The 19,078-nt window shown below is 53.2% G+C and carries 16 protein-coding genes and 1 pseudogene; 4 read left to right on the top strand and 13 right to left on the bottom strand.

Annotation, left to right across the window (positions count from 1 at the left end):
- Positions 1 to 16: 16 nt before the first annotated feature.
- The 6 genes from ACN5NT_RS02285 to hexR form a co-directional block, all read right to left on the bottom strand.
- Complete coding sequence (locus ACN5NT_RS02285) at positions 17 to 988, bottom strand: TRAP transporter substrate-binding protein (RefSeq protein WP_419174338.1); 972 nt, start codon at positions 986 to 988, stop codon at positions 17 to 19.
- 12 nt (positions 989 to 1,000) lie between these two features.
- Complete coding sequence (locus ACN5NT_RS02280) at positions 1,001 to 2,290, bottom strand: TRAP transporter large permease (protein ID WP_419174337.1); 1,290 nt, start codon at positions 2,288 to 2,290, stop codon at positions 1,001 to 1,003.
- Between the two features lie 51 nt (positions 2,291 to 2,341).
- Positions 2,342 to 2,839, bottom strand: a complete 498-nt coding sequence (locus ACN5NT_RS02275; RefSeq protein ID WP_419174336.1) for a TRAP transporter small permease — start codon at positions 2,837 to 2,839, stop codon at positions 2,342 to 2,344.
- Between the two features lie 103 nt (positions 2,840 to 2,942).
- Positions 2,943 to 3,959, bottom strand: a complete 1,017-nt coding sequence (gene allD, locus ACN5NT_RS02270; RefSeq protein ID WP_419174335.1) for an ureidoglycolate dehydrogenase — start codon at positions 3,957 to 3,959, stop codon at positions 2,943 to 2,945.
- A gap of 37 nt (positions 3,960 to 3,996) precedes the next feature.
- On the bottom strand, positions 3,997 to 4,959 hold the full coding sequence (locus ACN5NT_RS02265; protein WP_419174334.1) for a sugar kinase: 963 nt from the start codon (positions 4,957 to 4,959) through the stop codon (positions 3,997 to 3,999).
- A 7-nt stretch (positions 4,960 to 4,966) separates the two neighbouring features.
- Positions 4,967 to 5,824 carry a transcriptional regulator HexR gene (gene hexR / locus ACN5NT_RS02260; protein ID WP_419174333.1) on the bottom strand — a complete coding sequence of 286 codons (858 nt, stop codon included), beginning with the start codon at positions 5,822 to 5,824 and terminating at the stop codon, positions 4,967 to 4,969.
- Between the two features lie 325 nt (positions 5,825 to 6,149).
- Here hexR and ACN5NT_RS02255 point away from each other — a divergent pair, with 325 nt between their 5' ends.
- Together ACN5NT_RS02255 and uxuA are read left to right on the top strand one after the other, a co-directional pair.
- Positions 6,150 to 6,965 carry an SDR family oxidoreductase gene (locus ACN5NT_RS02255; protein WP_419174332.1) on the top strand — a complete coding sequence of 272 codons (816 nt, stop codon included), beginning with the start codon at positions 6,150 to 6,152 and terminating at the stop codon, positions 6,963 to 6,965.
- Positions 6,966 to 7,066: 101 nt separating this feature from the next.
- On the top strand, positions 7,067 to 8,245 hold the full coding sequence (uxuA, locus tag ACN5NT_RS02250) for a mannonate dehydratase (RefSeq protein ID WP_419174331.1): 1,179 nt from the start codon (positions 7,067 to 7,069) through the stop codon (positions 8,243 to 8,245).
- Between the two features lie 111 nt (positions 8,246 to 8,356).
- Here the strand turns inward: uxuA and ACN5NT_RS02245 are convergent, their stop codons facing one another.
- A complete protein-coding gene (locus ACN5NT_RS02245) occupies positions 8,357 to 9,115 on the bottom strand; it encodes a hypothetical protein (protein ID WP_419174330.1) in 759 nt (252 codons plus the stop codon).
- A 416-nt stretch (positions 9,116 to 9,531) separates the two neighbouring features.
- Between ACN5NT_RS02245 and gntH the strand changes: the two genes are divergently transcribed.
- Positions 9,532 to 10,854: a guanitoxin biosynthesis MBL fold metallo-hydrolase GntH gene (gntH, locus tag ACN5NT_RS02240; protein ID WP_419174329.1), complete on the top strand. Its 1,323-nt coding sequence runs from the start codon at positions 9,532 to 9,534 to the stop codon at positions 10,852 to 10,854.
- 88 nt (positions 10,855 to 10,942) lie between these two features.
- Here the strand turns inward: gntH and ACN5NT_RS02235 are convergent, their stop codons facing one another.
- From ACN5NT_RS02235 to ACN5NT_RS02215, 5 genes and pseudogenes are all read right to left on the bottom strand, one after another.
- The gene (locus ACN5NT_RS02235) at positions 10,943 to 11,845 is read right to left on the bottom strand and encodes a metal ABC transporter substrate-binding protein (protein ID WP_419174328.1); all 903 of its coding nucleotides are present in this window, start codon (positions 11,843 to 11,845) and stop codon (positions 10,943 to 10,945) included.
- Positions 11,846 to 11,870: 25 nt separating this feature from the next.
- A complete protein-coding gene (locus tag ACN5NT_RS02230; protein ID WP_419174327.1) occupies positions 11,871 to 13,046 on the bottom strand; it encodes an ABC transporter permease in 1,176 nt (391 codons plus the stop codon).
- Positions 13,043 to 13,672 (bottom strand): annotated as a pseudogene (locus ACN5NT_RS02225) (ABC transporter ATP-binding protein); the annotation flags it as partial. The gene ACN5NT_RS02230 and the pseudogene ACN5NT_RS02225, both read right to left, overlap by 4 nt.
- A 46-nt stretch (positions 13,673 to 13,718) precedes the next feature.
- On the bottom strand, positions 13,719 to 15,545 hold the full coding sequence (locus ACN5NT_RS02220) for a hypothetical protein (RefSeq protein ID WP_419174326.1): 1,827 nt from the start codon (positions 15,543 to 15,545) through the stop codon (positions 13,719 to 13,721).
- A 114-nt stretch (positions 15,546 to 15,659) separates the two neighbouring features.
- Complete coding sequence (locus ACN5NT_RS02215) at positions 15,660 to 16,859, bottom strand: MFS transporter (protein ID WP_419174325.1); 1,200 nt, start codon at positions 16,857 to 16,859, stop codon at positions 15,660 to 15,662.
- Positions 16,860 to 16,940: 81 nt separating this feature from the next.
- Here ACN5NT_RS02215 and ACN5NT_RS02210 point away from each other — a divergent pair, with 81 nt between their 5' ends.
- On the top strand, positions 16,941 to 17,783 hold the full coding sequence (locus ACN5NT_RS02210) for an AraC family transcriptional regulator (protein WP_419174324.1): 843 nt from the start codon (positions 16,941 to 16,943) through the stop codon (positions 17,781 to 17,783).
- Between the two features lie 130 nt (positions 17,784 to 17,913).
- On the opposite strand, the gene ACN5NT_RS02205 is transcribed toward ACN5NT_RS02210, so the two are convergent.
- A complete protein-coding gene (locus ACN5NT_RS02205; protein WP_419174323.1) occupies positions 17,914 to 19,077 on the bottom strand; it encodes a BamA/TamA family outer membrane protein in 1,164 nt (387 codons plus the stop codon).
- Between the last annotated feature and the right edge of the window lies 1 nt (position 19,078).

Raw genomic sequence — 19,078 nt, 5'->3', positions numbered from 1 at the left:
AAGGAGAAATGTGTGTTTACTGCTCGGCCAGGATTACATCGACCAGGCCATTTTTGTACTTAGCCTCGTAGGCTACCAGCAGATCTTTGGTGGCATCGGCAAACGGAGTGATGTCCTTGATTTCGTTGAACTCAACCCAACCTTTCTCGGTCATCTCCTGTACCATGCGGCCTTCGTTCTCCGCCCAGAGCTTACGCTCATAATCGCTTGCATCCCGCGCAACTTCCTTGAGGATAGCCAGGTTCTTCTCACCAAGCTTCTTGGCAGTTGCCTTGGAGAGCGCCACCAGATCAGGGGTCATGAGATGACGGGAGTAGGAGAAATATTTGGACTGCTCATAGAGTTTCAGAGAGTGCATGGTCACCGGGCTGTTCTCCCAACCATCCAGTACGCCCTGCTGCAGCGCGCTGTAAACCTCTGCCTGGCTCATCGGGGTAGCGATGGCACCCATCTGGTTTACCGCCTTGATAACGGTCTTTACGCCGATAACACGAATCTTCAGACCTTTAAGATCTTCCACTGTGTTGATAGGACGCTCATTGTTGATAAAGGAGCGGGAACCACCGTAGAAGTAGGTGAGCGGTACAAAACCTTTCTTCTCAAGTGCTTCACCGAGAATATCGCCGGCCTTGCCGTTGAGGGCCTTGAACAGTCCTTCCTCAGACTTGAACAGGAACGGCTGAACCAGGATTTCGACCTCCGGTACATAAGAGGAAAAGGTGCCGGCAAACTGCTGAGCGATATCGATGGTGCCCAGAGTAACACCTTCAACCATCTCCTTGTTGCCACCCAACTGGCTGTTCGGGTAGACATCCATCTTTACTTCACCGTTGGTACGCTTTTCAATCTCCGCTGACATATAGCGCAACGCCTTGGTCATCGGATGATCTTCACCTACAGTGTTGGTCGCCCTGAGGGTAACCGGTTTGGCATAACAGGTGGAAGCGAGCAGAAAAGCTGCCATTGCCAGCAGTACTATCTTCTTCATATCCAACTCCTTTTAATAATGTTGAATGTACCCCGCCATGGTAGGAAGCCATGTGGAGAAAAATGGAAAAAATATTACCAGAAGCAGTACCGTGACCATGGCCAACAGATACTTCCAGTAACAACCCAAAACATCGTTTAGCGATATTCCCGATATACCCGACGCGACAAAGAGTGCGATGCCCACCGGAGGTGTACACTGACCAATTGCCATATTGACAATCAGACAGATTCCAAAATGAATCGGCTCTATTCCAAGCTTCATAATGATCGGCCAGACAATAGGAACCACAATGATGATGATCGCAGATGGATCGAGAAAAGTGCCCATAACGAGGAAAAGTCCCATCAGCAGCATGATGATGACCCATCTCTGATCAGACAGAGAAATAACGAACTCCGCGATCTTTACAGGGATATTCTCAGCGGTAAGAATCCAGCCGAAACCTGACGCCGCCGCCACAGTAAAGACCACCACCCCGGTGGTGACCGCACTCTTGACGAAAATCCCGGGCAGATCCTTTATTTTAAGTTCTTTATAGTAGAAGAAACCGACGAGAAAGGCGTAGACAGCCGCTACCACCGAGGCCTCGGTCGCGGTAAAGATACCACCCACAATTCCGCCGACGATGATTACCACTGTGATAATAGCCAGGATTGAGTCGAAAAATGAGCGCACCAGCTCCTTGAAGGGGACTCTATCTTCCGGTTCTATCTTTCGGGCCTTGCAGTAGAAGTAATTGACCACCATCAGGGCCCCGCCCATCAGGATCCCCGGCAAAACCCCGCCCATAAACAGGCCGCCGATGGAAACACTCGCCGTAACACCGAGGATGATCATGGGAATTGACGGGGGAATAATGATGCCGATGGAGCCAGCCGTTGCCATCACCGAAGTGGCGATGTCAGAGCCGTAGCCTTTACGCTTCATGGCCGGAATCAGCAGGCTTCCCACCGCCGCCGTATCCGCAGCGGCTGCACCGGAAATCCCTGCAAAAAACATGGCGGCTGTTACACTGGCGTTGGCCAACCCGCCACGAATGTGACCTATGAGATTGGAGGCAAAATTGACCAGGCGTCTGGAAATTCCCCCAGACTCCATAAAGCCACCGGCCAGAATGAAAAACGGTACCGCAATAAGATGATAATTGCCTGTGGACCGGAACAGTTTCAGGACAATTGCAATGGTGTCGATATCACTGGCGATATACATCGCCAGCACCGTCGATACCGCCAGACAGAACGATACCGGCATCTGCAGCAGCAGAAAACTGATGAAGATTATAAATAGAGAAGTTGCCATTAGTTACCACCTGAATCTTTTGGTATTACAGGGAGTCTCCTGCCTGTCTGATCATTTCTGAACCACTGGTAGAAAATCACCGGTCAACAGGCGCTCCACCGAATGGATGAACATGAACGCTGCTGAAACCGGTAAGGCCAGATATGCCCACATCATGGAAAGTGGCAGTACATCCATCGTCTGCCAGATGTTGACATTCGTTAGAATTACGCCTTTGTAAAACAAAAATATGGTAAAGAGCACCATCACTATCCACACCATGTAAAGCAGCGGAAACGATAGCCACGCGGGTAAACGAACCACCAGGCAATCCACGTTGAAGTGAGACAGACTGTTCACCGCAAGACTCGCCCCCAGGAAGCTGGTCCAGACAAAGGAATAGGTCAGCAACTCCTCTGACCAGGGAATGGGCATGTGCAGAATGAACCTCGCCACGATCTGCAATACCCCGCAAAGGATCATGCCTACGAAGAGGATGATCAGCGCCCAACGTTCGATGAGTACGACAAAATTATTAATCTTTCGCCAAATCTGTTTTGCCAGTTGCATTGATAAATACCGAAAATTCACCATTTCCCGCCCCGACACCAGGTACGACCGGTTTATCGAAACAGAGTTTCCACTGCTGGAGAAAAAAAAGGGCCTGAAATTATCAGGCTCCCTTTTGCAGCCATTCGTAGATCGAATCCACCACGGGAACACCGTGCTCTTTATTCTCCCGCTCCCTGATAACCTCAAGTTCACCGGGGACATAGACCTGCTCACAACCCGGTGCCGCTGGTTCTGCATGGAGATCATCCACCATGGCGTCCATCTGGGCCCTGAATCTTTCTGCCGAGGTGAAGGTGCCGGGATCAATGGCGATCATCAGGCTGGCCAACTCACGGGGTTTATCGTAGTCACCGTACATCGCATTGATATGGGGACCATATTTTGCTCCCATGAGCACACCGGTCAACACGTCAATGACCAGCGCCAGACCAAAACCCTTATGGCCACCAAACGGGATCAGCGCTTCCACCGCGTTGGGATCTGTGGTTGGCGCACCGTTGCCGTCTATACCCCAATCAGCGGGGATCTCAGTCCCGGTCTCCTTGGCATGGAGAACCTTACCAAAAGCGGTGTTACTGGTTGCCATGTCGAGTACGACAGGAGGATGTTTATGGGTAGGGAAAGCAAAGGCAATGGGATTGGTCCCGAAAAAGGCACGGCCACCGCCATAGGGTGCCACACATTTATCGGTATGGGTAACCGCCATGCCGATCATGCCCTTTTCCACCGCCTGCATGGTAAAGTAGGAAAGCGCACCGCAATGGCTGCCGTTTTCCACACCGACCATGGCAATACCGCTTTCACTCGCCATATCAATGGCCTTATCCATCGCCTCATAACAGGCGACATGGCCCATACCTGCATCCGCATTGAGCACCGCGGCACCCGACCGCAACTCGCGGAGGGTAAAGCTCGGGTCACAGTTCAGACTGCCGGCCCCTATCCTCTTCACATAATGTTCGGTCCGCATCACCCCGTGGGAACGTACCCCACGCAAATCAGCATGAACCAGAACGTCTGCTACACGTTCGGCATGGTCTTTTTTCAATCCTGCCGAACGTAATCTCTCAACCACAAGGGAGAGTAATTCCAGATAATCTACGCGTACATCAGCCATAACATCCTCTTCTACAATGGGGCAGCAGCCCCTCACCTCATGCCTGCTTCAGATCACTGAAGTCCGGCATTGCACCTGCCGGTGCAATTGCGCCCTTATGTCCAATTACATACGACGCCATTCTATGAGCCAGCCGGGCCGAATCCACGACGTCCCGACCAGCCAGTCTCGCCACCACATAGGTGCCACTGAATGAATCGCCGGCGGCCGTGGTATCAACCACCTGCTCAACCTTTTCCGCCGGCACTTCATAAGAAGTACCGTCCCTCCGAATGGTGCAGACGCCACCGCCACACCGGATGACCGATTCGCCGACCCCGCACTCCGCCAGAAAACGATGGCCCGCTTCCTCTTCGCTCACACCATGGATCTCAGCCAGTTCATCCAGACCTACGAAAACAGTCTCACAACAGGGCAGGATGGTCTCGTAGGCTCTTTTCGCGGCATCAATATTCGTCCAGAGTTTAGGTCGATAGTTGTAGTCAAAAAATATCCTTACGCCTGCGGTCGCCAACTCCTTCAATCGGGTAAAGAGCCGATTTCTGCTGGTCTCGGTGAGGATGGCAACGCTGATGCCGCTCAGGTAGATACTGTCGAAATCGGCCAATGCTGCCAGCACCCTGTCGCTATCCGCCGACTCGAAGCATCTTTTCGCGGCCGCCTCTCCCCGCCAGTAGCTGAAGGTTCTCTCGCCTGTCTCATCCAGCTGGATGTAATACAAGCCCGGCATCTCGCCCTCACGCCGCACGACAAGATCGCTGCCGACCCCTTCGGCTTCCCAGAATTCCATCATTTTGTCGCTGAATCGATCCGTACCGAGCGCGGTGACGTATTCAATACGCAAGGGGGTAAACCGGGCCAGCCTGGCCATATACACCGCGCTATTGAGCGTATCACCGCCAAATGTCTGCTGGGTGCGGCCAGGTTCTATCTCCTGCAACTCAACCATGCATTCGCCAATCAGGGCGATTGAAATTGTCTGCTGTGGCTCCATGTGCATCAATCCCTCATTTTCCCAGGGGTTTCGGTGGGCGGAGCATGTTGATGCTCTCCTTGATCTTTTTCATATGCTCCCAGGCTACCTGACCTTTCTTCATGGCAATGCCTGTGGCCAGGATATCCACAATCGCCAACTGGCAGATACGGGACACCATTGGCGCAAAGAGCTTGGTATCTTCCAGCTTCGGGTTGTTGATCACCGGGTCGCAATAATCGGTAAGAGGGGAGCCGGCACAGGTGACGCCAACCACTGTGGCCCCCTGCTCCCTTGCCAGCTTGGCTGCTTCAATGATATTGAGCGACTCACCCGTATAGGAAAATGCCAGGGCAACGCTGTTCTCATCAAGGCTTGAAGCGGACATCAGCTGCAGATGACTGTCGCGATATGCCACGGTGGGCACTTTGGTCCGGAACAGTTTGTGCTGTGCGTCAAGGGCAACAATACCTGATGCGCCCGAACCGTAAATCTCTATGCGGGAAGCGTTATTCAGAATATCGATTGTCCGGTCAATGGCCGTCATGTCCAACGATTCATAGAGCACTCGCAACGAGTTGGAGGAATACTGGCAGATCTTTTCTGCCATCTGCGAGGTCGAATCTTCGGGCTCTATCGAGGTGTGTACATAGGGGGTGTCACCGGCAAGAGAGACAGCAAGCTCCAGCTTGAAATCCTGGTATCCCTTACAACCCAGTGACCGGCAGAAACGCATAACCGTTGGCTCACTCACTTTTGACTTGGCGGCAAGGTTGGCAATTGAGAGGTGTATCACCTGATCCGGCGCGTTCAGCACATACCTGGCGACCTTTCCCTCAGACGGGTTGAGCTCGTCAAACACTGTTGTAATTTTCTTTAACAAATCATCCATACGTGACCCCTCATTTTTTTGTAGTAATACTACTAACAATATACTAATGTCAACCCAATAAATTGTTTTACTACATGCTTTCCGAGCATTTTTGTTAGATTACAGGTAATTCCTGCATGAATCTTACATTAATTCATGAAATTTTAGTTATGTATACAATACTATACTACTCAATCGCCACCAGGAAAATTGCTGACCACCATATTATGTAGTAAAGCTACTTCATCAATTACAGAGCGACCGCCAACGCCATCGTTTTATGTTTATGCAAACACCACAACCAGTCGTGGCCATATTCAAACATTGAATGTTCAGGGGTATAATTATGAGCTATATCGAAGAAATGTTTTCACTTGCCGGTAAAACGGCCATTATTTCCGGAGGGGCCGGCGCAATCGGTCTCCTGATGTCAGAAACCCTGCTCAGGGCCGGAGCCAACATCGTGGTCTGGAGCCGGTCTGAAGAGTCAATAAACAACGCAGTAGAGCATCTGGCAGAAATCGCCGGAAACAAAGACTCCATATTCGGGCAACAGGTCGACGCAGGTGAGGAGGGACAGGTTGAAGACGCACTTGCCGGAGCGGTTGAACGATTCGGCCAGGTTGATATCCTGATTAACGGGGTGGGTGGTAATATCGGCAAGTCTTCCTTCATCGACACCGACATGGAGACTTTCAAGAAGGTGCTGCACATGAACCTGCTGGCCGGCCTGATGATCCCGACCAAAATTGTTGCAAAGTACTGGATCAATGCCGGGGTACGCGGCTGCATCATCAACCTGACCTCCATGGCTTCTTACAATCCGCTATCCGGTGTCTGGGCCTATGACGCGGCAAAATCCGCTACCCTCAATCTGACTGTAGCTTCCGCCAACGAATTCGCGCCACACGGAATAAGGGTCAACGCTATCGCTCCCGGCTTTTTTCTGGGCAAGCAGAACAAGGCGCTGCTGGTGGATCAGGAGACCGGTGACTATACCGCCCGGGGCAGGTCGGTAATCGATCACACCCCTTATGGACGTTTCGGGGATGTGAAGGAACTCGCCGGCGCCACCATCTTTCTCGCCAGTGAGGCGGCATCCGGATTTGTGACCGGAGTCTCCATTCCTGTCGATGGCGGCTACCTGGCACACAATATTTAATCATAACCGGCCCGACAGCAGCGGAGCATTCTCCATTGTTGCGCTGCTCTTTGCGATAATCATCAGACCAAACCCGATATCCGGGTTGAAGGTGGTGCCCCATGGAACAGACCTGGCGTTGGTACGGACCGCAAGACCCGGTCAGCTTAAAGGATATTCGGCAAGCCGGGGCAACCGGTATCGTCACCGCCCTGCACCATATCCCTAACGGCGCAATCTGGCACATAGACGAGATCCGGCTGCGGCAGAAACAGCTCGCAGGCGAAGGGTTCAAATGGTCGGTAGTGGAAAGCGTTCCGGTTCACGAAGAGATCAAGACCCGCTCCGGCGACTGCGTCCAGTGGATCACCAATTACCGGCAAACCCTTCGCAACCTGGCGCACTGCGGCATCGATACGATCTGCTACAACTTCATGCCGGTGGTCGACTGGACCAGAACCGATCTGGCATATCAGTTGCCCAACGGTGCCAAAACCCTGCGTTTCGATCACATCGCACTGGCCGCCTTCGAGCTTTTCATTCTCCGTCGCAAAGGTGCTGAGGCAAACTACAGTGAAAAAGAGATACACCTCGCTGAAACCTATCACCTCGGCCTGTCAGCAGAAGAGAGAGAAAAGCTGACCGCCACGATAATCGCCGGCCTGCCGGGTGCCGAAGAAGGGTACACTCTCCAGCAATTCAGGGTGCAGTTGCAAAGATACGATACAATCACCAAAGCAACGCTTTGCTATAACCTGCAATGCTTTCTTGAGGAGATTGTCCCTGCCTGTGAAGAGGTGGGGGTCCGCCTCGCCATCCATCCGGACGATCCTCCCAGACCTATCCTGGGCCTGCCGAGAATAGTCTCCACCCTTGAAGATATTGATTGGCTCTTTTCAGCGGTTCCCAGCCCAGCCAACGGCTTGACCATGTGCACAGGATCTTTCGGGGTCAGGGAAGACAATGATCTACCTGAAATAATTAATCGATACGCTTCACGAATTCACTTCGCCCATCTTCGATCGACACAACGAGAAAAGAATTCGAACTCCTTTCACGAAGCCTCCCATCTCGAGGGCAATGTGGATATGTTTGCCATCATCAGACTGCTGGTTGCTGAAGAGCAGCACCGGTCCTCGGCCGGTGACATCAGGCCGATACCGATGCGCCCTGATCACGGTCACCAGATGCTCGATGACCTGAGCAAACAGATCAACCCTGGCTATTCCGCAATTGGCCGCCTGAAAGGTCTGGCGGAAATTCGTGGCATGGAGTTTGCGATCAGGCGGGGAATTCTATAGCTCGAAGCTGAACAAAAAGCTGTTTTCGCACCTGCGCCCAGACCTTCATGCAAGAGAAAATAGCAGGTTTGCCGATTCCGGACAGTACCTTCTGGTTCCACCAAACCGCCCTTACCAATGAATCTGCAGACCGGCCAAAGGCCCCTGCTGCAGTGCATCATAGGCATAGGTGTCCCTTCCCGAGCCGCTGTCAAAATCGTAATCGAGCCAGCGGTAGCCGAAAAAGACGGCTCCCCAGTCATTGAACCGGTAATCCAGTATCAAACTCGCGTTCCAGACGAAATCTGAATCACCGGCTCCGATGTCCAACCGGCTGAGCAGCGTCCACTCCTCATTGAAATACGTCCAAAGCCTTATGCCGCCAAAGACATCCCACCAGTCTTCCTTGGCGCTGATCAGTTCCACTCCGCTGCCGGCCTTGGTTTCAAGTTTCTGATAGGCCCAGCGCGCCCCGACAATCGGCTCTACTTCAGTATTCCCCCAGGTGGCCACCCGGTAACCAGTGCCCAGTTCACCCGCCTGGATAGTAAAATCTATATCTACGGTTCCTCCACCCGGTGTTGACGCGCCCGGCTCCAGCTTCACATACTGGTACTCGGAAAAGAGCACCAGATCGTTTTTATGAGCCTCGAAATGCACGGTAAATACCGCACCCAGATTTTCCAGGACATTGTCTGTGAAATCCAGGTCAAGAGGTGCCTCCACCGGCCCGATCTGGGCGGTACCGTCGACACTTATGCCCCAAAGAAACATCGGCGCCAACATGTAGTGCCATTCGTTCGAGCGCCGGTCGGAGCCTGCCTGTACCGAGGCTGTGGTACCGCACCAGATCAATAGCGGCGCCAAAAGTCCCAAAATAATCCGCTTCATTTCTCTCCTCCAGCCTCATTTGATAGAATATCCTGAAATAGTGACACTATTTCTACAGGCATCTGTTGGAACAAACCAGTTCATCCGCCAATCACCACGTTTTGCCGAACCCACTTTCTCCACCTTAACCTGACAATCAAACACACCATCAGGTTTTGTCATTATTCAAAATATGCCTCTCCTTAAAGCAAGGCATCAGCTATTGCTCCATAGTCGATGCGTCGTATGAATACACCACCCCGCACCCCTCCCCACATTTGCCATTCCTCACTCCCATTGCTAAACTGAAGCATACAGTTTTATCTGTATTTCATGGTCCCTGAGGTCAGACACCGCTGGCTGGCAACTTTCTCACCTTGGTGACATGACCTGGACCAGGAAAATGTTTTTACACTATAAATAGGGAGATAACGGCCATGAAAAAGTTCCTGCTACCAACCATAGCCCTATTTCTCATCTCGATCGGCTATTGGTTCGGCCATTCAGACGGCATCAACGGAACTTCCCCCCGCATGGGACCACAACATGCGCTTGCGGAAGAAAAACAGGGAAATGAGATGGAGGTATCACCGACCAAGGCCCGGAAGCGGGACACGTACTACCCGAATAGCGAAGATCTGGCCCCTGATGAAATGCGGGTCGTAGCCTGCGGTACAGGTATGCCCACCACCCGCGCCGCCCAGGCGGCCGCCTGCTTCCTGGTGGAGTTGGGCAACGGCGACAAGTTCCTGTTTGATATCGGCTCCGGCTCCGCCGAAAGGATCAGCTCCCTGCAGATCCCCTACAACTATCTCGACAAGGTCTTCATAGGTCATCTGCACACCGACCATTTCGGTGCGCTGCATGACCTGTTCATCGGTGGGGCCTTGATGGGTCGCAACGTGCCATTGCAAATATGGGGCCCAAACGGTGCCTCACCCGAACTGGGTACCCAGTATGCCATGGACAGTATGCTGAAAATGCTCACCTGGGATCTGGCCGGCAGAGTCGGATTAATCGATTTTCGTGGTTACAAGCTTGAGGTGAATGAGTTCGATTATAAAGGCGAAAACACTGTGGTCTATGAAGATAACGGGGTGACGATACGTTCTTTCCCTGCCATCCATGCAATAGACGGCTCGGTTAGTTACAGTCTGGAATGGAACGGATTGAAGTTTGTCTTTTCCAGCGATACCTACCCCAACAAGTGGTTTATCGAGTACGCCCAAGATGCCGACCTGGTGGTGCACGAGTGCTTCGTCGCGGTGCCCGACCTGGTAACCAAGATGTTCTTCACGCCTGAATCGGCGCTGCTGGTCGGCACCCAGGTACATACCGCGCCGGAGGCTTTCGGCAAAATCATGAGCGAGTTAAAGCCGCGCATGGCGATCGCCTACCATTTCTTCAAGGACTTCGACACCACCGCCGCCGTCTATGAACGCATCCGCAAAACCTACGATGGTCCGTTAAGCCTGGCCGAAGACTACATGGTGTGGAATGTGACCAAGGATGAGATCCGGGTGCGCATGGCCGAAGTCGACCACCATACCTGGGCACCGCCCCTGACCAGCCCGGCCGAACCACCAAAACCTGAAGACAGGCAAGCGCAGGCCCAAAAGCTGGGTGTGGACAGTCTGGACTTCAGCCCTTTTATCGCCGAAGGGGTGTGGGACGTGGACGATGTACTGCGGCCGATTTACCAGGAGGCAAGCGAGAAACTGGGACGGGAGTTCACCTATCCCGCTGATGTGAAGAAATAGCCTATAATCAACGACAAGTAACTGGCATCAAGCTTCCTTCCTCAAGGCTTGATGCCAGTTTCGTAAGGTGAACCGACAGAAACACGAGTCACTCAGCTGCCACCCCCAATAACCATTCGATATTTGCCACATTGCTGCTCATAACCGAAAGAAAATCCCCCTCTACCGGTCGGGCAAAACAGGGGCAAAATACCAGACTTTCAACCCCCAGCTCCGCCAGCCGCTGCCCCGACTCCGCCAGGGGCGTATCTTCCCAGAGCATCGCTTTCGCCGGATGATGCGCAAGCAGCTGTTCAAGCTTTTGCCATTCTCCAGCCCCAGGCTCCTCGCCCGGCTCCCACATCATCATCTCCAGGTTCAAGTCATAGCGTCGGGCAAGGTACTGGTAGACCGGATGGGAACCGAGTAACGGCACCCCATCACTTTTCGCAAAGGCAGCGGTCATACGCCGGTCCAGCTCCTGCAATTCCTCTTTCAAGCTGCCAAAATTCGCCGCATACTCTGCCTTATTCGCCGGATCTTTGCGGGCAAAAGCCTGGTAAACCGACTCCGCCTGCATCACCGCCTGGGAGAAATCGAGCCAGGTGGTAAACGCCGTGCCGGTGTGGGAATGCTCGCCTCCGGGTCCGTGACTGTGGGTCACGGTGGACTCGGTCTCGACGAGCTTGTCCCGGAATTGCCTGGAACTATCGATGGTGCGCAGCATCGGCAGGCTGACATTATCAAGCCATTTTGCATACCCGGCGCCGTTTAGAATGATGAGATCGGCATTCTGGTAGCTGCTGATTGTCGCCTTATCCGGCAGCCAGAAAGCCGGATCGATTCCGGCAGGTGCCGGAAACACGACCTCGACATTGGCGCCGCCGATACGCTCGGCAAAATAGGCGAGCGGATAGTTGACGACATACACCTGCAGTCGTGCTTCGGCGTGACCTGCAACAGGCAAAAACACGGAAAACAGAAACAGGAGCAGAGTACATGCTTTGGCCATGGCGTTGTTCCTCTTTGAGCTATTATTAAATGAACATATTGGTTACCAGTACCTGGTCATACTGTCTGATCGCCGTCAGGATAACTGCACTGACCAGAGAACTGCCCAGAATCAGCAAAACTATCTCGGCGCCCAGCAATTTCACGGTGGTCATCCTGCTGCAGCCAAGTTTGGATATGACCTCGATCTCTTTTTCGCGCAGCCTCAACGACAGAGAGAAAACGAGGAGCAGAGCCAGCATGGTGGCGATTCCGACCAGCAGGATGACCGCATCGAGCACATTGCGGATCTTGAAGATCGTGGCCAGCAGGGTATCGACCACATCCTTGGGCCGTATCAGTTGCAGTGTTGTCTCCTGCTCCAGATACCGGCCGCGGAGGATGGTGCCCGATTTTTCGTCATTGGCCACCACCAGCACGGCGGTGAGAGGCAGGGAGTCCGGCTTGCCGTGCAGATGAAATGAACCGATGTTTGCTTCGGTAATCTCGGTAAACTCGATGAGCTTGGCGTTGGCGGTGACGTTTTGCTCCTCACGCTTCAGGATTACCGTGCTGTCTTCGGTACGGGTGACGTCCTTATGGCCGTGGGAAAGTCCCTGGATCACCCAGGCGGTCTTGACATCGACGAAGACAGCCCGGTCATCCGGGCTGTGGGCCGGCTCCAGCACACCGGTGATCTGCATCTTCAGGGGATAGACCCCGGCGATATCGAACATGGTCTCCGGGGAGCTGACCAGGCTGTCTCCCACAGCCAGATTCAGGCTTTTGGCCACCTCGGCGCCGATAACGCATTGCCCCAGCATGGTAAACATATCCCCTGCGGCGAGCTCAAGCTTCCTGAAGGAAAAGTAATCGACAGAGGTACCGACAATGGGAAAGTCACGGGCCTCAAACATCACATGCATCGGGATGGGGCCGGCCAGGCCGCTGTCTGCCACCTCCTCCACTGCGGACATGCTCATCGCCTCAGGGGCTTCATCGCTGAAATAGAGGGAATTCATCACCAGATCCAGGGCGCTGCCCTTCATGCCGAGCAGCAGGGGGCTCGCTTCAGCGCGCAGAGCCAGCTGCCGCTCGCTCTCCTGGAGAAGAATTTCGAGCGCCAGAGGCAATACGGCAATGATGGTGATGCAAGCCAGGATAACCAGCGACTTGGAGGCGTTGAACTTCAGATATTGCCAGGCAAGATAGAAGCTGTTCATACCTCCTCCTTAGCGGCAAAAAAGTCCCGAAAATCGACTACCCGGTCAAAGTATTGGAGCAGCTCATGATCATGGGTTACAGCCAGGACCGTGGCACCCTGCTCGTCCACGGCCTGAAACAACAGCTGCAGGATCTGTCTTTTATTTTCTGGATCGAGATTTCCCGTCGCCTCATCGGCCAGAATTACCTCAGGGCCCGGCAACAGTGCCCTGCAGATGGCAACCCGCTGCCGCTCACCATGGGAGAGATCGGCCGGGTGATGATGAAGCCTTGTCGCAATTCCCAACTGCTCCGCATACCAGTGGGCTCTTTGCCGCACCTCGGCATTCAGCTTGAGCGCACTGCTCACTCGAAAGGGGTGAAGGATATTGTCCATCACCCTCAGATAGTCGATAAGTCCAAAATCCTGGAAGATAAAACCGATATTGGTTATACGGAAATTCCTTCTCGTCGAAATCGAAGCACCAACCGTTTCAAAACCGTTTACCGTGACCATTCCCGCCCCGGGAAGCAGGATGCCGGCAACCAGGTTCAGCAGCGTAGTTTTGCCCGAACCGCTTGGCCCAATGATGGCAAGTTTCTCTCCCCGATCAATACACAATTCTGCTACAGAGAGCTGAAAATCTCCGCCGGGATAGGAAAATTCAACATCGTTCAGCCTAATCATCGTTTCAATCCGTTGGTCTTTCATAGCCTGTTGACCCGGGAGCAACCCGCTCCTCCCCCAGCACTTCGATGCCAATGATTTTCCAGGACCCATTCACCGCACCGATGGTGAGGATCGCCTCATAAACGTTCTGCCGCATGTGCACATGTCCCCAGTGCCCCACCTTCCCCAGGGCGGTCCACCTTGTCCTGACATCAAGTTCACCTTCCTGCCTGACTGCCTCAACCACATCCGCCTCAAGCACCTCGACCTGCTGGATTTTCGCCTGGGCACCTCCGGCCTGCTCGATCACCATCGATTTTCTGCTCTCAAGATAGATCTTCGAGAGCATCTCACCGCTGACACTGATTGCCAGCTTGTCGTAAACATCCTCCTCGTCTCTGAAATCAAAGGCCCGATAGATGTTCTTCAAGAGGCTTTGGGTTATCAGCCTGGCATCTTCCGAACCGATCCAGCCCGCCCGCGCCTGGGAGCCGATGTAAATTCGAAAATGGGGCAGCATGATGCCGCCGATGAGTAAAAGTAGAGCTATCACAGCAAGGTGATATTTGATCCTCTTCTCCTGCCGGTATCTGATAACAGCGACAATCAAGAGCACAATGACCAGCAAACCGCAGACCAGGCTTACTACAGGCAGCCTAAAACCTCTGTGTTTGTCGGCCACAGCAACGCTATTCACGGTGGGTATCCGGTATTGCTTCAGGTGGTTTCTCCACCTCAGAATATTGTCATCCGGCGTAAGAGAGTATGGAAAGGGGCCCGCCGGATCGGTCATGCCTGCAGCCACCGTATTGACACGCTCGGAAAACAGATCCCAGCTGGTAACCACTTCCTGGGGAATCCCTTTGGTAAGGTAGGTGATGACCACACCAACCATGGCGGTGTTGAGCGGTAACCGCTCGGGGATCTCTATAAAACGGCTCCAGGTCGGCGAAGATTCCACAAAGGCGGTCCGGTCGAGTATCGGCTTGAGCCTCTTGCCGTCGATCAGCACATTTTCCCGCTCCAGAAAAAACTTTGCGACCTGCTGCCGAACCCGGTCGAACTCCTCTTCTTCGATAAACTCATTCCCCTTGAGGCTGAAGTCGAGCCAGCTCATCATGTCCTTGACGCGCACCAGTATCTCGTGGCGCACTTCATACGGCTCGATATAGAGGTAGGTGCGAACCCCGGCCTGCAGCGCACGCTTGAGCTGACGCTTTTCAAAAGCCGAATACCAGGGATCATCCCAGTCGAGATTGACAGTGTTGCTGGACGTCAGGTTGCGAAAATCGACCACCGGTACCCCCTGGTGATAACAGATGAAACCGATCGAGGCAATTGGCAGCCCACTTGAATCCAGCTCAGGGATGATGGTCAGTGAATCCGGACGCCGGGTGAAGGGATAGGTCAGTTCCACATAGAGCACCCGTTTATCGTCAGGCGGGCCGGGGATCGGCCGCCGGGTATAAGGGTTGAGCTTACCGGCAAAGAGCGAGGTGCGTTTCACCCGCAATCTCGGCTCAACCAGATCGATCCGGGGTATCAGCCTGTCACCGCTGCCGGTTGAAATCTGTAACCGTTTTTCGGAAAATCGCTGTAGCCGTTCGCCAAGGTCGGGCCTGTCATGGGAAGCTTTTCGGAACAGCTCGTCTGGAATAAGCTCTTTAAAGAGCAGTAAATCTTCAACAAATATCTCCAGCTTGATTTTTACGTGATCCCGGTTCACGTAAATTTCCGCAATATTCCTCGCATTTTCCGCACCGGTAAAATTCACCCAGTCCGCATTGGCATAGGGTGCGGAATGCAACAAAGTTACAAGCAGCAAAAAAGTTCGAATGGTGGTTCTCAATTTTCGGTGCTATCTGTACTCTTAGGGGTTAATTGGATGAATTATGATGAGTATATCAGCTTGTCAGGAAAAGCCAAAATAGCCGACAGATATGAGCCTTTTCCCTGTCAGGCATCATGACTTCACAGCTCCTTGCCCTGTCCTGCCATCAAGTGAGATTTTCCGTAACGACCTGCGTGTCGGCAGGGTGCTGGCAATGGCCGTGACCAGGATCGGAAGGAAAATGATCGACTTCAATGCCGTGGACAACCCCTCCTGATCCGCCAGGTTCCCCAGCAGAGGGGCCACCATCCCACCTATGGAAAATGCCACCCCCAGGGTCATGCCTGACGAGAAGCCAATATGGTTGGGGAGGTACTCCTGTCCCAGCACAACAGTTGGCCCATAGGTGAACAGGAGCAGCGCACCGACCGTTGCGATCAGCACATTTGCCGCAAAAACATTTTCTACCAAAAGCAGTGCGGGAAGCAAAGGTATCAGCAGACAGCACCCCCCAACAACGATTTTCTTGTGGCCGAACCGATCTGCAAGACGACCCCCCAACAGGTTGCCGAAAACACCACCCGCAGAAAAAACGGTGAGCGCCGCAGCACCTGCAATCTGCGATTGCTGGAGCACATCGGTCCAATAAAGCGGAATAAAGGTAAACAGACCATAATAGATAACAGACTTGCCGATGATGGTGAGCGACAACGCCGTAAACGCAAGCCAGTTATCGTTTCTGCAGCCCTCACCCTCCTGATCGGTGGTGCCGACTGCTCCCCGCAGCTGCCGCAGCCGATCATGCTGCAGGATAATGAGTACCGCCACCAGGGAAGCGGGCAGCATGGTGATCGCCACTCCCTTCAACCCGAATGCCAGTACCGCTGCGGTTATCGCGAACGGTCCGATCAGAAAGCCCAGAACACCTCCCACCCCGAAAATACTCATGGCAGTGGCCTTTGCCTCACCGCTGGCATAATTGACCATGCCGGCGGCATCCGGGTGAAACAGGGCACTCCCCAGACCGCTCACAATCACTGCGGCAATGAGCAAACCATAATCCGGGGCTACTCCTATCAGGGCAAACCCCAGACTGGTCAGCATCACCCCTGCGGAGATGGTCCATGTCCCGCCAAACCTGTCCGACAGATAACCGAACAACGGCTGCATGATGGTGGCGGTGCCGGTGAAGGCAAAGACAATAACGGCCGCAGCGGAATAGGACATATCATGCCGCAGGATCAAGAACGGTAACAAGGCTGGGATCGCGCCCTGGTGCAGGTCGTTCACCATGTGGCCAGCGAAAAGAAAGCTCAAAATTCTTGTATTCATAGCATTTTTCCAAAAAATTGGATTGAGGATTTCCACAAAGTATGTTGACTGTAGCAAAAAACCACAGATCCTCTTAACGCTATGACGACAAAAAATATCGATTTTCAGACAGATGTTTATGGGGCCGACTTTCCGGATATCCTGATGCGCAGTTCCAGGCAGGTCATGTCGATGTATGCAGATTATCCCGACGGATTGTACTACTCCATGCACCATCACCTCCCCTGCCAGTTTTTCTACGCCTCCAGGGGGGTGCTCACCGTCAAAACCGAAAAGGGCACCTGGATCGTGCCGCAATCGCACGCAGTCTGGATACCTTCCAATACCAGCCATCAGGTATTATCTCCCCACCACCTGACTCTCCGAAATATCTATATCCGGCCCGGGGCTGCACCAAACCTGCTCAACGAATGCGCCGTCGTCACAATGCCGCCCCTGCTCCGCGAACTCACTGTTTATGCAGCTGACTTTGCAACTGAATACAGCACCGACAGTCATGAAGAAAGGGTTATCGGGATTATCCTGGACCTGCTCCAGCAACTGGAAACCGTTCCTTTCCTGCTCCCCTCTCCCCGGGACAGGCGGTTGCAGGTTATCACCTCAGCTTTACTCGATAACCCAGGTGACACTCGAACACTTGAAGAATGGGGCCAGAAAGCGGGTGCGACCAGCAGGACGTTGAGCCGCCTCTTTCGCCAGGAGACCGGTATGAGTTTCAAACAGTGGCGTCAACAGGCGCGACTCATGGAAGCAATCGTCCGCCTGACCTCGGGAGAATCAGTCAATCTCATTGCCTTGAATCTTGGTTATAACAGCGTCAGCGCCTTTGTCGCCATGTTCAGAAAGCACATGGGAATCACTCCCGGCAAGTATATAGATCGCAACGAATTTACTCATCTGGAGAAAACTCCCCGGCCAGAGTAACACCTTTTGTCCGAGGATCCGGCTCTAAGCCTTGAAGTCGACAAAATCCTCAACCATTTACCAGCACAACCAGCGGCAGTGCAGTGCGGGGTTGAGACGGTACCGTTCCAATAGAGTCTACCAGCTCGGGTTAAAACGCTTCGTTGATATTGAAGTAGAACCCACTCTCCCCATCACCGAAACCCAGATCGAGGCGCAGATTCATTCTTGGCTTCACTTCAAAGCGATAGCCGACTCCTGCGGTCGGTAATATCTCGTCTGCATGGAATTCATCAAGGCTCGGCGCAATGGCTCCCGCTCCCGCCCAGGCAACCAGTCCATGTCGGCCGGCAGGATTATATCTGTATTCAGCCTGGGCCATAACGAAGTGTTTATCCCTGTAACGTGACTGCTGATATGCTCGAAGATGGTCTGAACCACCTGCAGTAGAAAGCTGGTACCAGGGGACATCACCCATGGTAAAACGGCCAAAGGCCTGCCAGGCAACGACATCATCGCCCTGCCCAACTCGCTGATAATCGCTGTATTCAGCCCTGACGACTTCAAAGTTACTGTCACTTCCGAGATCTTTACGGTAAAGGGAGCCTTCCAGTTGGACCAGTCTGCCGCGATGCGCGTTGGTGACCATGTCTCGACTGTCATGGGATAAGAGCATGGTCAGCCCTGAGCTGGTACCTGAACTCATAAGTTCACTCAAATCCAGATCCGTTCCGCTCTCCTCAACCCCCTTGGCCTTCTGGTAATTGAAGTCATAACCAAAACCCAGATAGGTGTCCCGGGCAACCCGTTGCATGAACATAGGGGTCACATGAAAGAGCTGGATATCGATTGAGGTTTGATTGCCACCGCTACGATTCTGGTGGTAGCCGATTCCATAATAATCCCTGGCTTCATTGGCTATTTCCACATCAAAATAGAGCCGCTGTCTGTCAGAGTTGAGAAAGCTCTTGTTGGATACTTCCAGACCATAGGAGCCGTTGGTTGATGCCAAACTGGTGATAACAAGCGATGAGAGCTGTGTATTGGGGTCATAGGCACCCGGCTGATAGGCGCCTACCGCGACCAGGGCCAGGCCGAACTCTTTATCCGGGCTGTAAAATGGACCCGGCAGAAAACTGAAGTCGATTGTTTTGTCAGGGTCATACTCCCCATCCGCACCCAGCCGCTCAAGCAAGTCGGAAACAAACCCTTCACTCATCTCCTCTTCACCGAATGCAAAGGTGTTACCCGGTAAAAACACCAGAACACTTACCCCGAACGCTGCCGATAACATTGCGTTTTTAAATACTTTCATC

The organism is Desulfosediminicola sp., assembly GCF_048381775.1.
GTDB lineage: Bacteria > Desulfobacterota > Desulfobulbia > Desulfobulbales > Desulfocapsaceae > Desulfopila > Desulfopila ganghwensis.
This window is presented reverse-complemented; position numbering and strand designations above follow the sequence as displayed.